Annotated in this window: 16 protein-coding genes; 6 read left to right on the top strand and 10 right to left on the bottom strand. The window is 58.9% G+C overall.

Annotated features, from left to right (window positions below):
• Positions 1-142: 142 nt before the first annotated feature.
• Positions 143-1,789: a beta-galactosidase BglA gene (gene bglA / locus GA0061102_RS22650; protein WP_092853444.1), complete on the top strand. Its 1,647-nt coding sequence runs from the start codon at positions 143-145 to the stop codon at positions 1,787-1,789.
• Here bglA and ade read toward each other — a convergent pair whose 3' ends face one another.
• From ade to GA0061102_RS32695, 8 genes are all read right to left on the bottom strand, one after another.
• Positions 1,790-3,487, bottom strand: coding sequence for an adenine deaminase (ade, locus tag GA0061102_RS22645; protein ID WP_092853472.1), 1,698 nt, complete (start codon positions 3,485-3,487; stop codon positions 1,790-1,792).
• Positions 3,488-3,580: 93 nt separating this feature from the next.
• Positions 3,581-4,909 carry an omega-aminotransferase AptA gene (gene aptA / locus GA0061102_RS22640; RefSeq protein WP_092853442.1) on the bottom strand — a complete coding sequence of 443 codons (1,329 nt, stop codon included), beginning with the start codon at positions 4,907-4,909 and terminating at the stop codon, positions 3,581-3,583.
• A gap of 353 nt (positions 4,910-5,262) precedes the next feature.
• A complete protein-coding gene (locus GA0061102_RS22635; protein WP_004116664.1) occupies positions 5,263-5,580 on the bottom strand; it encodes an ArsR/SmtB family transcription factor in 318 nt (105 codons plus the stop codon).
• A gap of 367 nt (positions 5,581-5,947) precedes the next feature.
• Positions 5,948-6,439, bottom strand: coding sequence for a HugZ family pyridoxamine 5'-phosphate oxidase (locus GA0061102_RS22630; RefSeq protein ID WP_092853440.1), 492 nt, complete (start codon positions 6,437-6,439; stop codon positions 5,948-5,950).
• A gap of 36 nt (positions 6,440-6,475) precedes the next feature.
• A complete protein-coding gene (gene choV / locus GA0061102_RS22625; protein ID WP_092853438.1) occupies positions 6,476-7,525 on the bottom strand; it encodes a choline ABC transporter ATP-binding protein in 1,050 nt (349 codons plus the stop codon).
• Positions 7,522-8,367 carry a choline ABC transporter permease subunit gene (gene choW, locus GA0061102_RS22620; RefSeq protein WP_245298109.1) on the bottom strand — a complete coding sequence of 282 codons (846 nt, stop codon included), beginning with the start codon at positions 8,365-8,367 and terminating at the stop codon, positions 7,522-7,524. Before choW ends, choV begins: the two co-directional genes overlap by 4 nt.
• Positions 8,368-8,551: 184 nt before the next feature.
• Positions 8,552-9,508, bottom strand: a complete 957-nt coding sequence (locus tag GA0061102_RS22615) for a choline ABC transporter substrate-binding protein (RefSeq protein WP_092853434.1) — start codon at positions 9,506-9,508, stop codon at positions 8,552-8,554.
• A 35-nt stretch (positions 9,509-9,543) separates the two neighbouring features.
• Positions 9,544-9,750 (bottom strand): hypothetical protein, encoded by a 207-nt coding sequence (locus tag GA0061102_RS32695; RefSeq protein WP_139115095.1) that lies wholly within the window; start codon positions 9,748-9,750, stop codon positions 9,544-9,546.
• Between GA0061102_RS32695 and GA0061102_RS22610 the strand changes: the two genes are divergently transcribed.
• The 4 genes from GA0061102_RS22610 to GA0061102_RS22595 all read left to right on the top strand — a co-directional run bounded on the left by GA0061102_RS22610 (position 9,743) and on the right by GA0061102_RS22595 (position 13,238).
• Positions 9,743-10,324 (top strand): thymidine kinase, encoded by a 582-nt coding sequence (locus GA0061102_RS22610; protein WP_092853432.1) that lies wholly within the window; start codon positions 9,743-9,745, stop codon positions 10,322-10,324. The two genes, GA0061102_RS32695 and GA0061102_RS22610, sit on opposite strands and share 8 nt — an antisense overlap.
• Positions 10,325-10,419: 95 nt before the next feature.
• Positions 10,420-10,806 carry a c-type cytochrome gene (locus GA0061102_RS22605; protein ID WP_092853430.1) on the top strand — a complete coding sequence of 129 codons (387 nt, stop codon included), beginning with the start codon at positions 10,420-10,422 and terminating at the stop codon, positions 10,804-10,806.
• A gap of 72 nt (positions 10,807-10,878) precedes the next feature.
• On the top strand, positions 10,879-11,901 hold the full coding sequence (locus tag GA0061102_RS22600; RefSeq protein ID WP_092853428.1) for a hypothetical protein: 1,023 nt from the start codon (positions 10,879-10,881) through the stop codon (positions 11,899-11,901).
• 197 nt (positions 11,902-12,098) lie between these two features.
• Positions 12,099-13,238, top strand: coding sequence for a DUF2333 family protein (locus GA0061102_RS22595; RefSeq protein ID WP_092853426.1), 1,140 nt, complete (start codon positions 12,099-12,101; stop codon positions 13,236-13,238).
• A 102-nt stretch (positions 13,239-13,340) separates the two neighbouring features.
• Here GA0061102_RS22595 and GA0061102_RS22590 read toward each other — a convergent pair whose 3' ends face one another.
• A complete protein-coding gene (locus GA0061102_RS22590; protein ID WP_092853424.1) occupies positions 13,341-14,072 on the bottom strand; it encodes a helix-turn-helix transcriptional regulator in 732 nt (243 codons plus the stop codon).
• Between the two features lie 622 nt (positions 14,073-14,694).
• On the opposite strand from GA0061102_RS22590, the gene GA0061102_RS22585 reads away from it, so the two are divergent.
• Positions 14,695-15,600, top strand: coding sequence for a COG3904 family protein (locus tag GA0061102_RS22585; protein WP_245298108.1), 906 nt, complete (start codon positions 14,695-14,697; stop codon positions 15,598-15,600).
• A 14-nt stretch (positions 15,601-15,614) separates the two neighbouring features.
• Here the strand turns inward: GA0061102_RS22585 and GA0061102_RS22580 are convergent, their stop codons facing one another.
• Entirely contained in the window at positions 15,615-16,124 is a 510-nt protein-coding gene (locus tag GA0061102_RS22580; RefSeq protein ID WP_092853420.1) for a TIGR00645 family protein, read from the bottom strand.
• Positions 16,125-16,200 lie beyond the last annotated feature (76 nt).

Genomic DNA, 16,200 nt, shown 5'->3' with positions numbered 1-16,200 from the left:
CTTCCATGTTGATAAATCTCTAAAATTGATAGCGCGAATTTACACGCTCGCCAGTAGCATTCGGGTCAGTCACCGATTGCGGCTTGCTGCCTGCGTCCGAGTATGCAAACTGAGAGGCCTTGTGCGATATCGAGGCGGCTTGATGAAATCGACGAATAAAGCGGCGCAAGCCGATTGGTGGCGCGGGGCGGTAATCTATCAGGTCTACCCGCGGTCGTTTCAAGACACGGATGCCAACGGGCTAGGCGACATAAAGGGGATTACCCGACGCCTGCCTCACATTGCCGCACTCGGAGTCGATGCGATCTGGCTGGCGCCTTTCTTCACTTCGCCGATGGCCGATATGGGCTATGACGTCGCCGATTATTGCGATGTCGATCCGATTTTCGGCACGCTGGCCGATTTCGATGAGATGATGGCGGCAGCGCACGAGCTGGGGCTGAAGGTCATTATCGACCAGGTGATTTCGCACACGTCGGATCGGCATCCCTGGTTCGTGGAGAGCCGGGCAAGTCGCGACAATGCCAAGGCGGATTGGTACGTCTGGGCCGATCCGAAGCCGGATGGCACGGCGCCGAACAATTGGCTGTCGATTTTCGGCGGGCCTGGCTGGGAATGGGATGGCGTGCGTCGGCAATATTACCAGCACAACTTCCTGACGTCGCAGCCCGACCTGAATTTCCATCATCCCGAGGTTCAGGATGCCGTGCTGGCGGCCGTGAAATTCTGGCTCGACCGGGGCGTGGACGGCTTCCGCCTGGACACTGTCAACTACTATTTCTGCGATAAGGAGTTGCGGGACAATCCGGCGGCTCTTGTCGCGACGAGCGGGCTCGATGCGCCCGAGAGCAACCCTTACGGGATGCAGAACCATCTCTACGACAAGACGCAGCCGGAGAATATCGGCTTCCTCAAGCGGTTCCGAGCGTTGCTCGATCAATACGAAAACCGCGCGACCGTCGGCGAAGTGGGCGACGGCGCGCGCTCGTTGCAGACGGTTGCGGCCTATACCAGCGGCGGCGACAAGCTGCATATGTGCTATACGTTCGACCTGCTGGGCCCCGATTTTACGCCGGCGCACTTCCGCCGCTGCGTCAGCGATTTCCAGGACAATGTCGTCGACGGCTGGGTCTGCTGGGCTTTCTCCAACCATGACGTCCAGCGCCATGTCAGCCGCTTTGCTGAGAGCGAGGAAGAGCAGCCGCGCGTCGCAAAACTCGCTATTTCGCTGCTCTCCACCCTGCGCGGCTCGATTTGCCTGTATCAGGGCGAGGAGCTCGGGCTGCCCGAGGCGGAGCTTGCCTTTGAGGATCTGCGCGATCCCTACGGCATTCGCTTCTGGCCGGCTTTCAAGGGGCGTGACGGATGCCGCACGCCGATGCCGTGGGAGGCCAGCCGCGCCCATGCGGGCTTTACGACCGCCGACAAGTCATGGCTGCCGGTTCCCTATCAGCATGCGGCGCTTGCGGTCGACAAGCAGGAGGCGGACGAGGATTCGGTGCTGCATCACTATCGGGAGACACTGGCCTTCCGTGCAGAGCATGCAGCGCTGCGTGATGGCGACATGACTTTCCTCGATACCGAGGAGGATGTCCTTGCCTTCACACGCTCCAAGGATGGCGAGACGGTGCTATTCGTCTTCAATCTGTCCCGCAAGCCGGTGAAGGTCGCTTTGCCCAAGGATCTCAAGCTGGGCAAGACGATCGCCATGCCGGGGTTCACCACCGCCGACGCAGGATCGACGGTGGCGCTTGCCGCACTGGATGTTTATTGCGGCAAACTCGCCTGATCAGCCGATCAGCATGAACTTGTCGACGTCGACAAGACCTCTGTCCGATATCTTCAGATGCGGGATGACGGGCAGGGGCAGGAAGGCGAGCTGCAGGAAGGGCTCTTCCAGAGTCGCACCGAGGGCATAGGCAGCCTGGCGCAGATGATGCAGCGTGTCGCGCACGCTTTCATAGGGCTCCAAGCTCATCAGGCCGGCTATGGGCAGGGCGATCTCGCCGGTGATGACGCCATCTTCGACGACGACGAAGCCGCCATTGATTTCGCTCAGCCGATTGGCGGCAAGCGCCATATCGTCCTCGTTGACGCCGACGACGCAGATATTGTGGCTATCATGGCCGACGGTCGAGGCGATCGCGCCCTTCTTCAGCCCGAAACCCTGGACGAAGCCGTTGGCGTGGTTGCCGTTCTTGCCGTGCCGCTCGATGACGGCGACCTTGATGACATCGTTGCCGAGGTCGATATCGGTCTGGTTGCCCTTGGTTGGCAGGCGATAGCGGCGATGTTCGGTAATGATCTTGCCGGGCGTCGCGCCGATAACGGAGCATTCGCCTTCTGTCACCGGCACGCCGAAATCGGCGGCATTGATCGGGCGCGCCTTGACGCTGTCGAGACCGACCGGGGCGACGGAATTGCGGGTCGCGAAGAGCTCTGCCGTCACGTGCCTTCCTGCGGAAAAGACGATCTCGGCCTTGCAATTCTCCAGGCTGTCAATGACGACGAGATCCGCGCGCCAGCCGGGCGCCACCAGGCCGCGATCCCGCAGGCCGAAGGCGCGGGCGGCCGAGATGGAGGCAGCGCGATAGATCGCTAAGGGCTCCACGCCATGCGCGACTGCCGTGCGGATCATGTAATCGAGATGGCCCTGCTCGGCGATATCGAGCGGGTTGCGGTCGTCGGTGCAGAGCGCGAGATGGGGCGACAGGCGCTCGGTAATGATCGGCATCAGCGCATGCAGATCCTTGGAGACGGAGCCTTCGCGCACCAGCACATGCATGCCCTTGCGGATCTTCTCCAGCGCTTCCTCGGCGGTCGTCGATTCATGCTCCGTGCGGATGCCGGCTGAGAGATAGCCGTTGAGATCGTTGCCGCGTAGCAGCGGGGCATGGCCGTCGATATGGCCACCCTGGAAAGCTTCGAGCTTCGCCATGCAGACGGGATCCTTGTGGACCACGCCGGGGAAATTCATGAACTCGGCAAGGCCGATTACTTGCGGATGGTTGCGGAATGGCAAGAGCGTTTCGATCGGCAGATCGGCGCCGGAGGTTTCCAGATGCGTTGCCGGCACGCAGGAGGAGAGCTGGACGCGGATGTCCATGATCGTTTCGAGGGAGGAATCCAAAAAATACTGAATGCCTTCGGTGCCCAGCACGTTGGCGATCTCATGCGGATCGCAGATGACCGTCGTGACGCCATAGGGCAGGACGCAGCGGTCGAATTCGAGCGGCGTCACCAAAGAGGATTCGATGTGAAGATGGGTGTCGATGAAGCCGGGCACGACGATGCGGCCGGAGATGTCGATCTCCCGGCGCCCTTGATAGTCGCCGCAAGTGCCGACGATGCGGTCGCCGCAAATGGCGATATCCGAGGCGACCAGCTCCCCCGTCACCAGATCGAAGAACCGGCCGTTCTTCAGCACGATATCCGCAGGCTCGCGGCCGACGCCCTGGTCGATGTAGCGTTCGAGTTTGGTGGTCATCTTCGTCCCTCGCATATGGATCGCCCCTCATGCCGGCTCTTCTGCTGATGCAAAAGAAGGCGTGAGGGGCGCAGATGTGTTCGAGCTTATGCCTTAGATATTATTCTGCAAGATCTCGCGGAGTTTGCCGAACAGCTCGTCGATGTGATGTTTCTCGATGATCAGCGGCGGCGAGAGTGCGATGATGTCGCCGGTGGTGCGGATCAGCAAGCCTTTCTCGTGGGCCTTGAGGAAGGCTGTGAAGGCGCGCTTGGTCGGTTCGCCGGCGATGGGGTCGAGCTCGATGGCGCCGATCAGGCCGGTGTTTCTGATGTCGATGACGTTCGGGCAATCCTTGAGTGAATGCAGGGCATCGGCCCAGTAGTCTGAAAGGTCGGCTGCGCGGGTGAGCAGGCCTTCTTCCTTGTAGGTGTCGAGTGTTGCAAGTGCTGCGGCCGACGCGATCGGGTTGCCGGAATAGGTGTAGCCGTGGAAGAACTCGATCATGTGCTCGGGGCCTTGCATGAAGGCATCATGAATTTCCGAGGTGACGAAGACCGCACCCATTGGAATGACGCCGTTGGTCAGGCCCTTGGCGGTGGTGATCATGTCCGGCTTGACGTCGTAATATTGAGCGGCAAAGGGGGTGCCGAGGCGGCCGAAGCCGGTGATGACTTCGTCGAAGATCAGGAGGATGCCGTGCTTGGTGCAGATTTCGCGCAGCTTCTGCAGGTAGCCTTTCGGCGGAATGAGGACGCCGGTGGAGCCGGCAACCGGCTCGACGATGACGGCCGCGATGGTCGAGGCGTCATGCAGCGTGACGATGCGCTCCAGTTCGCTGGCGATATCGCCGCCATGCTCGGGCTCGCCGCGCGTGAAGGCATTCTTGCCGGGTAGGTGCGTGTGCGGCATGTGATCGACGCCGGCCAGCAGCGTGCCGAACATTTTGCGGTTCGAGACGATGCCGCCGACGGAGATGCCGCCGAAGTTGACGCCGTGGTAACCGCGCTCGCGGCCGATGAGGCGGAAGCGTGAGCCGTTGCCCTTCACGCGGTGATAGGCAAGCGCGATCTTGAGGGCCGTCTCGACCGATTCAGAACCGGAATTGGTGTAGAGGACGTGGTCCAGCCCTTCGGGGGCGATATCGACCAGCCGGTTCGCCAGCTCGAAGGCCTTCGGGTGGCCGAGCTGAAAGGCAGGAGCGTAGTCGAGCTCGCCGGCCTGCTGGCCAATGGCTTCGGTTATCTTCGGGCGGCAATGTCCTGCGTTCACGCACCACAGTCCCGCAGTTCCATCCAGTACCTGACGACCGTCATGGGTGGTGTAGTACATGTCCTTGGCGCTGACGAAGAGGCGCGGTTCCTTCTTGAACTGACGGTTGGCCGTAAACGGCATCCAGAAGGCGCGCAAATCGTTGGGGGTGGCATTCAAACGGTCCGACATGCTGTTCTCCAATGGCCATTCGGGGGCCATTTCCCGTCCGCGGCGCAGCGTCGCGCGATTATATTTACTGCCTGGTCAAATTATCAGCCGGCCTTTTGGCGTCAAGGCAAAGATGGCATCGGGGAGGGGGGCGCCATGAAAGGCCGCGTCTGCTTGGGCGGCTGATCGGACTTGATCCCGGTAAGAGCAGCCCGTCCGCAGCTGGTACCGAGATACAAATGAAAAAGCCGGCAAATCACTGATTTGCCGGCCGAAGCAGTTAAACGTGTGGTGATGAAAGAAAGTCGATCTTCCGGGGTAGAAAGTGTCCCGGCAAGATCGTTCGCCGGCAAAGCTGGGGGCTTGTTGAAGCCTTAGGCAGCCGATCTACTTTTTTCAGGTTCACAATAAATGTCTTCCAGCGTTTCGAGAACCCGGATGACCGATTCCGACGTGCTGGAGTAGTAAATCGTTTGAGCATCACGGCGCGTCTTCACCAGCTTCTGAGCGCGAAGCTTCGAAAGGTGCTGGGAAAGTGCCGATTGGCTCAGTCCGACTTGATTGGCCAAAACGCCAACAGGAACCTCGCCTTTAACAAGACTGCAAAGAATCAAAAGACGCTTTGGGTTCGCCATTGCAGATAATAATGCCGCCGCAACATTAGAGTGTTCGGCTAAATTTCTTGTCTTCATGTTTTAAACTTCCCAGTGCGGAGCGCACATCAGAAATTGTGCTATCGCTATGCCGGTACCAAACCGATATTGAACAATACCAATAGGAGCCGAAGATTGTATATACCTAAATTTAAGGTATCGGGTATGCTGTTTTAGGCATGTACGTATGACAGTCAAGCGATGTCATAAAGGGCGGCCGAGACTCGTTTCAGGACACCAATTAACCCAAAATAGGTCGGTTATGATCGCTTATCGATCATAAATCGGCCCCCTTTCAGGGTAGTTGGATAGAAACATACCAATAATGGTCGCCACTACCTCCGGCTGCTCGGCTACTAATTCTCGCACTATTGTATGGTCTTATTGCAACAGAAATTTTTTCAGCTTAGAGAATCACTAAGTCCTCCGCGGACAGAATATAGGCCCTTCCAAAGCCGCCATTCAGGCTGGCATCGAGCGGAACGAGGCGGAAAAAGCAAAAATCCGGAAAGTCGATATAGAGCTTAGACTTCGGGTGACGTTCGAGGAACAGCTCGCGAGTGCGAGCATGGGCATCGCCTTGCCGGTCGACACGTTCGGCGCTGCAGCGCACGGTCAAGCGGGGATGGGCGAGGGGATCGCCCTTGCCGGGTTCGCCGAATAGCGCCGAAGCGCGCGGGTCTTTCACCAAGGCCTTCGTATGAGAGGAAAGGCCTGACACGAGAATGACGGGTGCGCCGTCGGTATCCATGGCCGTCAGAACGCGGCTGACGGACGGAAATCCGGTCTCGGGGTCGATGACGGCCAGCGCTGCGTGCGCGGCCGTATGCATGAGGTTGCGCGCTTGGTTGCGCGCATCCTCGTCCGTTTCCCTGATTACCGATGGTTTATCGGTCATTGACTGCTCCATGAATTGAGGAGCAGTCGCGAACGGCTACTCCCTTCGCCGGTGGCTGGTGAGACCAGCCACGACGTCTTGTGCAGAGATCGTTCCGATAATCGTGCCGTTGTCAACAACGCCGATATTGCCCGGCTGGCGGGTGAGGGCGTCGAGGATATCGACGAGCGGCGTGGCGGCGGTTGCCGTGGCGGTAACGGAACCGCCATTGGCCGAGTGCCCGACGCCCTGCTGCATGACGTCGCGCGCCGTCAGCATGCTGATCGGGTTCATGTGCTGTACGAAATCCGCCACGTACTGATCGGCCGGGTTCTTGACGATCTCCTGCGGCGTTCCACACTGGATGATGTGGCCGCTTTCCATGATGGCAATGCGGTTGCCGATGCGGAAGGCCTCGTCTAGATCGTGGCTGACGAAGAGGATCGTGCGCTTCAGGCGGCGCTGGAATTCAAGCAGTTCGTCCTGAAGGCGGGTACGGATCAATGGGTCGAGCGCGGAGAACGGCTCGTCCATCAGCAGGATCGGGGCGCCGGTCGCAAAAGCGCGCGCAAGGCCGACGCGCTGCTGCATGCCGCCCGAAAGCTCGTTGACCTTGCGATTGGCCCATTGCGTGAGGTTGACGAGTTCGAGCTGTTCGCCGACGCGTTTCTTGCGCTCGGCTTCCGGAACGCCGGCAAGCTCAAGGCCGAAGCCGACATTGTCGGCGACGGTGCGCCACGGCAGCAGCGCGAACTGCTGGAACACCATCGAGACCGTGTGCATACGCAGATCGCGCAGTGTCTTGGGATTGCAGGCATAGGGATTGACGGGGCCGTTCTTGGTATTGACGACGACCTCGCCCCGCACGACAGGGGCGAGGCCGTTGACGGCGCGCAGCAGCGTCGATTTTCCCGAGCCGGAGAGGCCCATGAGGACGAGGATTTCACCTTCCTCGATCTCCAGCGAAGCGTTGGCGACGCCAAGCACCATGCCTGTGGACTTGCCGATTTCGTCACGCGACTTGCCGCCGTCGACGAGTTTCAGTGCGGCATCGGGGCGATCGCCGAAAATGATGCTGACATTGTTGAATGCGACAGCGGTGGTCATGAGCGATCTCCTTCGCCGGGGGCGCGGAACATACGGTCGAGAATGATCGCCAGGATGACGATGCAGGCACCAGAGTCGAAGCTCTTGGCAACGTTGACGCTATTCAGCGCGCGCAGAACCGGCACGCCGAGGCCGGGAGCTCCGACGAGTGCGGCGATGGATACCATCGAGAGCGACAGCATGATGGTCTGCGTCAGACCTGCCATGATCTGCGGCATAGCGAAGGGCAGCTCCACCTTGCGCAGCACCTGCCGTGGCGTGGCGCCGAACGATTCCGCTGCTTCCACCAGAGAAGGAGGCGTGGAGATGATGCCGAGACGGGTCATGCGGATCGGGGCGGGGATGGCGAAGACGACCGTCGCAACGAGGCCGGGCACCATGCCGAGGCCGAGCAGGATCATGGCCGGCACCAGGTAGACGAAGGTCGGAATGGTCTGCATCAGGTCGAGGATCGGCCGCATGAAGGCGAAGAGCCAGGGCCGACGGGCGGCAGCGATGCCGAGCGGCACGCCGACAAGCATGCTCACGAAGGTCGAGGCCAGCACCAGCGCCAGCGTCTCGGTTGTTTCCTTCCAATAACCCTGGTTGATCGTGATGAGCAGGCCGATGAAGGTGAGGGCCGTGACCCCGGCGCTTCGGCGCATCCAGTAGGCAACGGCGGCAAAAACGACGACGACGATCAGCGGATGCGGCGCCTGCAGAAGGAACAGCAACGCGTTGATGACATGTGCGACGACGAAGGAAAGGCCGTCGAAGAACCATGTGACGTTGGTCGTCAGCCAGTCCACGACAGCTTTGGCCCATGGCCCGATGGGGAGGCGGTAATCGGTTAACCAGTTCACGTCTTTGCCCACGATTGGGGGCGGCTATTCCGATGGTATCGTATATTCCGGAAAGCGCCGCCGAAGAATAACGGTCTGTCACGCCATACGGACCGTTGTCCTAGGGATGGCGCGACGCGAAGGAAGCAGTCCGTTCACGGAAGAGAAAGGGGCGGTTTGGCCGCCCCTCAATCAACCGACGTTATTACAAGCCAAGCTTGGACTTGACCGCCGCCAGGCCATCGCCGCCATCCTTGGTGGTGACGCCGGCGAGCCAGGGAGTAACAGCTGCCGGATTGGCTTTCAGCCATTCCTTTGCGGCCACTTCCGGATCCTTGCCGTCGTTCAGGATCTTGCCCATGATTTCGTTTTCCATCGGCAGCGAGAAGACGAGATTCTTGACGAAGGTGCCGACATTCGGGCACTGCTGCAGGTAGCCGGCCCGGACGTTGGTATAGACGGTCGCGCCGCCGAAATTCGGTCCGAAGACGTCATCGCCGCCGGTCAGATAGGTCATCTTGTAGGTGGTGTTCATCGGATGCGGCGCCCAGCCGAGGAAAATGATCGGCTTGCCTTCCTTGTCGGCGCGGGAGACCTGCGCCAGCATGCCCTGCTCCGAGGATTCGACTACTTCGAAGCCCTTCAGGCTGAAGGTGTTCTTGTCGACCATGTCGATAACAAGGCGGTTGCCGTCATTGCCCGGCTCGATGCCGTAGATCTTGCCGTCTAGATCATCCTTGTGGGCGGCGATATCCTTGAAGTCCTTGATGCCGAGCGCGGCACCCTTTTCATTGGTCGCCAGCGTGTACTTGGCGCCTTCGAGATTGGCGCGGACGGTTTCGACCGATTTGTCTGCGGCGAACGGCTTGATGTTCTCGGCCATGGAGGGCATCCAGTTGCCGAGGAATACGTCGATGTCCTTGTTCTTAAGAGACTGATAGGTCACCGGCACGGCAAGCACCTTGACGTCGGTGTCGTAGCCGAGGGCCTTCAGAAGAGTAGAGGCCGTCGCGGTGGTGGAGGTAATATCGGTCCAGCCCACATCAGCAAAATGTACGGTGCTACAGCTCGCTGCCTCGGCTGCCGAAGCAGCGGTGGCACCCAGTGTCAGGGCCGAAAGAGCTGAAGCGAAAGCGACTGCGGTAAGGGTCATTTTTATCATTGCGTGACTCCCAGTGTAACGTTCCCAAGCAACCATCAATAACTGACATTTTCAAGCGACCACAGTGTATTTGCGCCGGTTTGAGGGGGCTGATTGCGACGCCCGTATTTTTCTGCGCGAGCGTTGCCAGGGCCTTTGACGCCATCCATACATGCTCCTGAATCCTGTGGTTTTCTTAGAGCATGTCTTTTCTTATCGTCGCGCAGCACCCATGAAGCATTCAAGGAGAATGTCATGGCCAAGCTGTATTTCCATTATTCGACGATGAATGCCGGCAAGTCGACCATGCTGCTGCAGGCCGCCTATAATTATCAGGAGCGCGGCATGCGCACAGCCGCTTTGATTGCGGCCCTCGATGATCGCGCCGGCCGCGGCACGATAGCCTCGCGTATCGGCCTGACGATGGATGCCATACCGTTCGAGATCGGTGACGATCTCTATGCACTGATCGATGAAATGCATGCAAGTGATCCGCTGGCTTGCGTCTTCATCGATGAGGCGCAATTCCTGACGCGCGAGCAGGTGTGGCAGCTCGCACATATCGTCGATCGCCTTGGCTTGCCTGTCATGGCCTATGGATTGCGCACGGATTTTCACGGAAGGCTGTTTCCGGGATCGCAGGAATTGCTGACCATCGCGGACGAATTGCGGGAAGTGCGCACGATTTGCCACTGCGGCCGCAAGGCGACGATGGTCGTGCGGCTGGATGCCGCCGGAGAGGTCGTGCGCGAAGGTGCGCAGATAGTGATCGGCGGCAGCGACAAATATGTTTCGCTCTGCCGCCATCATTGGGAAGAGGCGATCTCGGGCGAGTGAAGCCCCAGGTCGTTTTCGCTTCGGACGAGTGGTCGCGACGCCGTCAATCGCGCGGTAGCCGGGTCTGGCAAAATATGACGGGATCGGGAGGTGTGATGAAGCTGTTCTGTCTGACATTGGCGACGATTATACTCGCTTCTGGTTCCGGGGCTCTTGCGGATGGAAATCCGGTGGTGGGTGCTGCCGTTTTCAGGAAATGTGCCGCCTGCCATACGGCGACCACGCGGGAGAACCGCGTCGGACCATCGTTGATGGGCATTGTCGGCCGCCCGGTCGCCAGCGTGCCGGATTACAATTACTCGCCGGCGATGAAGGCGTTTGGGGCTGACGGCAAGATCTGGGACGAAGCCTTGCTGCGCAAATATCTGCCGGCACCGCAGTCTTTGGTGAAGGGCATCAGAATGACCTTCCCTGGCCTCAAGAGCGATAAGGATCTCGACAATCTGATCGCCTATTTGCGGAATCCAGCCGCTGCCCAATAAATGTGGCGGGGCATTTTCATGTCATGCGGAAGCAGCTACTCTCGTGTCGAGAGGCAGGGGAGAGATGCTTTCATGGCCATACCTCATTCCTTTGACGGCGTGCTCGACAAGGCGCAGGCAACGCTCGACGACGCCATCGGCAGTATGGGCGCCGCAGTGGCGACGCTGGCCAGCCACGCTAGGGGCGAGGAACGCATCGACACCGTCAACTTCCCGGTCGAGGAAACGCTGGTGCGTGAGGCCGTCGAATTGCTGGATCGATGGAAATCCCTTGCCCTGTCGCTGGTGAAGGATCTGGATCGCGTGACGGCGGAGGCGGATCTGCAGCATCGACGGCGGTTTGACGAAAACGCCGGCTTCGAGGATGCAAGCCTGCTTCGCCGGAAGCTCGCCCGCGGCCCGATGAAGCCCGAAGCAATCATGACCGATCTCGATGTGGCCCTGAGTGCGTCTGCGACCCTCAATCTCCTGTTCAAGCAGGCCCGGCCGGCATTGTCACGATGCTTTCACGATTGCGAAATCCATCTGGAAGGGGTGATCAAGCGGCGGCGGAAACTCGATTTCGAGATCGAGGAGGTGCAGCGCGATGCCGATGCCGTGATCGCCAGGATCACGAGCCTGCGTCGTAGTTTGCCGTCCACGTTTCATCCCGATGCTCATCCGGAGCTGGGGGAGGACTACCGCGATTTGCTGGCCGAGCAGGATGAAATTCGCAAGCGGGAGAGGAGACTGCAGTCCGATCGAACGATGCGCCAGCGCCTTATCGATATTTATGAGGGGTTGGCGGGTGTCCTGAATGCGCAGATCGCCGCCGTCGGCGCCATGGCGGGCAAGCTTACGGTCGATATCGAGCAGCGGATCGCTTTATTGAAGGCATTGGCGCTGGAGGTCGATCCACCGTCATTAGCGGCGGCTCGACCGGCGGCGGTCGAAAGTCTGATCCAGGCTTTCGAGTCGAATGTGCTGGCCGGGCATGATCTCGCGGCACGCAAGGCGCATGTCGACTTCGTGTTCGCCAGGCGGCTGGAACCGCATCTGCTGCCGGCGCCTGCGGAGGTGGAAGAGACTTCCGATGACACGCAACCGGAGGGATGAATGGCACATAGTGCCGAAAATTCCATGCGGGCTGTTGTCGTTTTCCTCAAGAACACATATTTGCTGAAAACGAATAGCGACGAAGTTCTATAGCACGGAAATCGAAAGAGATTTTCGAGACGGCCAGTGCGCAGGTTCGGTGTGATGTGTCCTTCGCGTGATGGCGGGATGCGCGGTGCGGTTTAGGAGACGTGTCCATGCTTGACTCGATCACGGCACTCTGGAAGCGGATGACTGCCGCCATCGGGCGATGGCTGGGGCTCGTCTTCGTCGGGATTGCCTGGCCTTTTCTGGCGGCGCATGGTTGGTATCGGCACCGCAATTGGATGATCAAGCTGCCGGTCGCCGCCTTCGTGGCCCTGCTCGCGGTCCTTTACATCTATTTCATCTGGCAGACCCAGGTCTGGTCCGGCTTCAATACAGCCTATCCCGACGTCTATAAATTCTCCGAGCGCAAATTCTCCGCCGGACAGGAATTGCCGGCAACAAGCGGGCAGCAGGCTGCGGCTACCGCGCCGAAGGCCTGCCAAACTTCGGCGGTGGTCGATGTCGCGGCCGATCTGACCGATTTCAACGTGAACCAGAACGCCTGGATCTCCTCGATGCTGCTTTACAAGCTCGGCTTCTTCGGGATGTCATGGGACGATACGCCTTTTCTCGATAACAAGGCTTCCTTCCAGCGGGGCGTGAACTCGGTTGTCCGTCGCACATCGGCAGAACTCGTCGATACGATTGGCCGCGTGCGCGGGACTTCCGGCATCAACAGCGACCTGCAGAAGGCGCGCGGCAACCTGCAGTTCGACGAGTCCAGCTGGTATTTCGGGCTGCATCCCTTTGGGCCGAAAACACCGTCACCCAGCTACTATCGCGCGGCAATTGCCAATCTTCGTAACTTCAATGCGGATCTGGGCAGCTGCAAGACGATTTTCGACGGACGCGCCGACAAACTGCTGCAGTTTGTCGACCATATCGCCGGCGATCTCGGCAGCACGGTCAATATCCTGGCCGACCGGTCTCAGAACTACAGTTACGGATGGTTCGACACGCGTGCGGACGATCGCTTCTGGTTCGCTTATGGCCAGCTCTACGCCAGTTACGGCATCCTGAGTGCTGCCGGTGCAGACTTTCAGCAGGTCATCGCCGAGCGCAATGCTAGCGTGCTCTGGACCGACACCCTCGCGATGCTGCGGACGGCGCTGCGGATCCAGCCGTTCATCATCTCCAATGGCAGCGAAGACAGTTCCTTCATGCCGAGCCATCTTGCGACGATGGGCTTCCATGTCCTGCGCGTGCGGTCGAATCTCGTTGAAATCCGCACGGTTCTGGGTGGTCGCTAAGCGTGAACCTCGTCGCCGGTCGGCGTAAGGCATGATTACGCCGCCGCAATCGGCCAGCGCTGCCGTGCGGGAGGCTTGATATCGGGACGAGGTTTGGAAGGACTAGCTGATCAGTTTGAGCCGAATGGCTTTCGCGACGAGCTGCGTGCGATTGACACAATCGAGCTTCTTGATCGCATTCATCATGTAGGCGTTGACCGTGTGGTCGGAGAGAGAAAGGATCTGGCCGATTTCAACCGAAGTCTTGCCCTGCGCCGTCCAGCGAACCACTTCGAGTTCGCGAGCCGAAAGCGTGTGCGGGGCTGAGCCGTCGCTGCGCTTCAGGCAATTATAGGAATCGAGCGCCTGCATCATGATCATGGTGAGCTCGTTGAGCTCGCTCTGGCTGAGAGTGCTGCGATTGCCCATGAACCAGAAAAGCAGACGCTGCCCGTCCGAGGAATTGATCGGAATGATCACGTTCATCGGGCAATTGTAGTTGATCAGCAGGGCATGGAATTCGCGCGACAGATCGATGTCGGGTGCGCTTTCCTTTTCCAGCAGATGCCACGCGCGCGGCATCACGGAATCGCGTGTGCGCAGCAATGTCTGGCAGCGCCGAACCAGCTGTTGACGATCGAATTCTCGCACAAATTGCGCCGGTACCGATCCCGCAATGAGCAGCGACGCCATCATCGAATCATCGGGAATCGGGGCGTTCATGAGGGCCACATGACTGAAGCCAAAGGCAGTTGCCGACTGCTCGAGCGCCAGGGCGAACGCTGTCTGTGTCCGAGCAGCAGCCAACTCGGCAGAAAGCAGCAATTGTCTCTCAGCAGCAATGATATAGGACATATGAGTAGAGGCGCCCACAGCGTATTATCGCTATCAAATACCTGATCTATGGGTGAATGCTAGACGCAAAAATACCACAGAACCAGAAATAAATTCATTTTCATATATCTTAATATTATAACATTTAGGGCTGCGCGTGCTTTGCTCAAACGGCAATTTTGAGTGAAAAACTCGCCTCTGATATCGGCAAATGCGCCCAAAATATGCGGCGGACGCCATCAAAATGGGATTTGGCAAGAAGGTGTCCATGATCTCAAACCATGCCTGAGGCGGTTTATCCGGAAAAGCGGATCGTCACCGATATTGACTCACGGGCTTGATATCGTGTCCTAGACATGCTTATGGTAGAGTGATTTTCTGCTTATATGGTATGATGGGTTGTGGCTGCAATTGAGCCCTCATCGAGCAAGCTTTGCCGGCCGAAGACCCCGACTAACGGCAGCAGTCAAATCCGCCTGAAGCGTGCTAGCGACCTGTCTTTCCTTAAATAATATAGCGGTGCGGGGCCGTGCCTTGCGAAGGCCCAAAGCGGTTGCTATCGGTCTTGCCAAAGCAATCGCTTCCAGGCGTGTATCTTATGAACTTTCGCTTCTTGCCGCAGCTTGCAACGCGGTGTTGTCAAATGGCGTTGTGGCTTTTGACGGCCGTTTCGCTACTGGTCCTGTCGCCCTTGGCTGTCGATGCGGCGGAGGTTGCCAGTGGCCAGCCCATGCGTTTCCTGCTTGTTCATGGTGATATGGGCCAATGCCGTGGTGATGATACTTGCCCCGACTGGATCTCGGCGGAAGGGCAGATCATGGCGGATTCGCCAAGGAAGCTGCGGAAGCTCTTGAAGCAGCTCGGCAATCGAAAGCTGCCGATCGTCGTCAATTCGCCCGGCGGCGACGTGAAGGCGGCGACGGAGATGGCTTATGCGATCCGCAAGCAGAAGCTCTCCATTGCAGTTGGCCGCACCCGCTCGCGCCTATGCCCCTATGCCGAGCCGATCTGCTCGGCTGCGATCGCCAAGGATGGCTCGATCAAGGGAGAACCATATTCGGCGGGCGCGGTCTGTTTTTCCGCCTGCCCGCTGTTTTTCACCGGCGGTATCCAGCGTGTCTACAGCCCATTCGCACTCATGGGCGTTCATCAGATTACGACGACCTACAGCGAGGTGCGCGTCCAGTATCGTACCGAATATGAAGTGGTGGACGGCAAGCGCAAGATCCTTTCTAAGAGGGAGATCGGGCGCAAGTTCGTCGGCAAGTACGATACGACCAAGCTCGACAGGGCGCAGAAGGCGCGGCTGGTCGGATTCTTCGGCAAGATGGGTATCGATAAATCGCTTGTTGATCTGATGCTCGGAACCGACCCCAACGGCATCCATCTCATTTCGCAGATGGATGCCCTCAAGCTGAAGCTGACGACGGAACTCGCCGACGCTATTGTACTGGTTTCGGCACGCAATTGTGGGAGCGATCAGCCGATCTCGGATTGCGTTGCGCCGCCGCCATCGCCGGCCGGTCGATCGGCCATGGTCGGTCAATAGCGACCGTTTCGGCCTCAGCTATCCTTGGCTTTTGCTTTCGCCATGATCTTTTCGAGGAATCCGAGCAGCAGCGCCGAGACGACGAAGGCGAGATGAATGATCGTGAACCACATCAGCTTGGCGTTGTCATACTGAGTGGCGTTCAGGAAGATCTGCAGCAGATGAATCGAGGAGATGGCGACAATCGAGGAGGCGACCTTGATCTTGAGGCTGCCTGAATCGAGTTTTCCGAGGAAGGAAACCTGGTCTTCGCCTTCATCGAATCGGCTGACGAAGTTCTCGTAGCCGGAAATCATCACCATGACGATCAGGCTCGCCACCAGGGCGGCGTCGATGAGGCCGAGAATGGCCAGGATCATATCGGCTTCGTCATAGACAAGAGCGTTGATCGCGACCTTGTAGAACTTATAGATAAACGAAACCGCATAGACGGCGAGCGAGGCGGCAAGACCGAGATAGAAGACCACCAGAAGCCAGCGACTGGAGAGAATGATGCGCTCGACCAGCAATTCCAGGGACTTCATATCTTTTCCTTTGTTCTCGCTTTGAATTTGGATCCCGAAAATAGGTGTGCCGGTGCCTCGCGACAAGGCGGATCAT

The sequence above is a fragment of the Martinezella miluonensis genome (assembly GCF_900094545.1).
GTDB classification, from domain to species: Bacteria; Pseudomonadota; Alphaproteobacteria; order Rhizobiales; family Rhizobiaceae; genus Rhizobium; species Rhizobium miluonense.
This window is presented reverse-complemented; position numbering and strand designations above follow the sequence as displayed.

Coding starts and splice junctions, on each gene's coding strand:
- bglA (WP_092853444.1), top strand. CDS start 143: ATGAAATCGACGAATAAAGCGGCGCAAGCCGATTGGTGGCGCGGGGCG.
- ade (WP_092853472.1), bottom strand. CDS start 3,487: ATGACCACCAAACTCGAACGCTACATCGACCAGGGCGTCGGCCGCGAG.
- aptA (WP_092853442.1), bottom strand. CDS start 4,909: ATGTCGGACCGTTTGAATGCCACCCCCAACGATTTGCGCGCCTTCTGG.
- GA0061102_RS22635 (WP_004116664.1), bottom strand. CDS start 5,580: ATGAAGACAAGAAATTTAGCCGAACACTCTAATGTTGCGGCGGCATTA.
- GA0061102_RS22630 (WP_092853440.1), bottom strand. CDS start 6,439: ATGACCGATAAACCATCGGTAATCAGGGAAACGGACGAGGATGCGCGC.
- choV (WP_092853438.1), bottom strand. CDS start 7,525: ATGACCACCGCTGTCGCATTCAACAATGTCAGCATCATTTTCGGCGAT.
- GA0061102_RS22615 (WP_092853434.1), bottom strand. CDS start 9,508: ATGATAAAAATGACCCTTACCGCAGTCGCTTTCGCTTCAGCTCTTTCG.
- GA0061102_RS22610 (WP_092853432.1), top strand. CDS start 9,743: ATGGCCAAGCTGTATTTCCATTATTCGACGATGAATGCCGGCAAGTCG.
- GA0061102_RS22605 (WP_092853430.1), top strand. CDS start 10,420: ATGAAGCTGTTCTGTCTGACATTGGCGACGATTATACTCGCTTCTGGT.
- GA0061102_RS22600 (WP_092853428.1), top strand. CDS start 10,879: ATGGCCATACCTCATTCCTTTGACGGCGTGCTCGACAAGGCGCAGGCA.
- GA0061102_RS22595 (WP_092853426.1), top strand. CDS start 12,099: ATGCTTGACTCGATCACGGCACTCTGGAAGCGGATGACTGCCGCCATC.
- GA0061102_RS22590 (WP_092853424.1), bottom strand. CDS start 14,072: ATGTCCTATATCATTGCTGCTGAGAGACAATTGCTGCTTTCTGCCGAG.
- GA0061102_RS22585 (WP_245298108.1), top strand. CDS start 14,695: ATGGCGTTGTGGCTTTTGACGGCCGTTTCGCTACTGGTCCTGTCGCCC.
- GA0061102_RS22580 (WP_092853420.1), bottom strand. CDS start 16,124: ATGAAGTCCCTGGAATTGCTGGTCGAGCGCATCATTCTCTCCAGTCGC.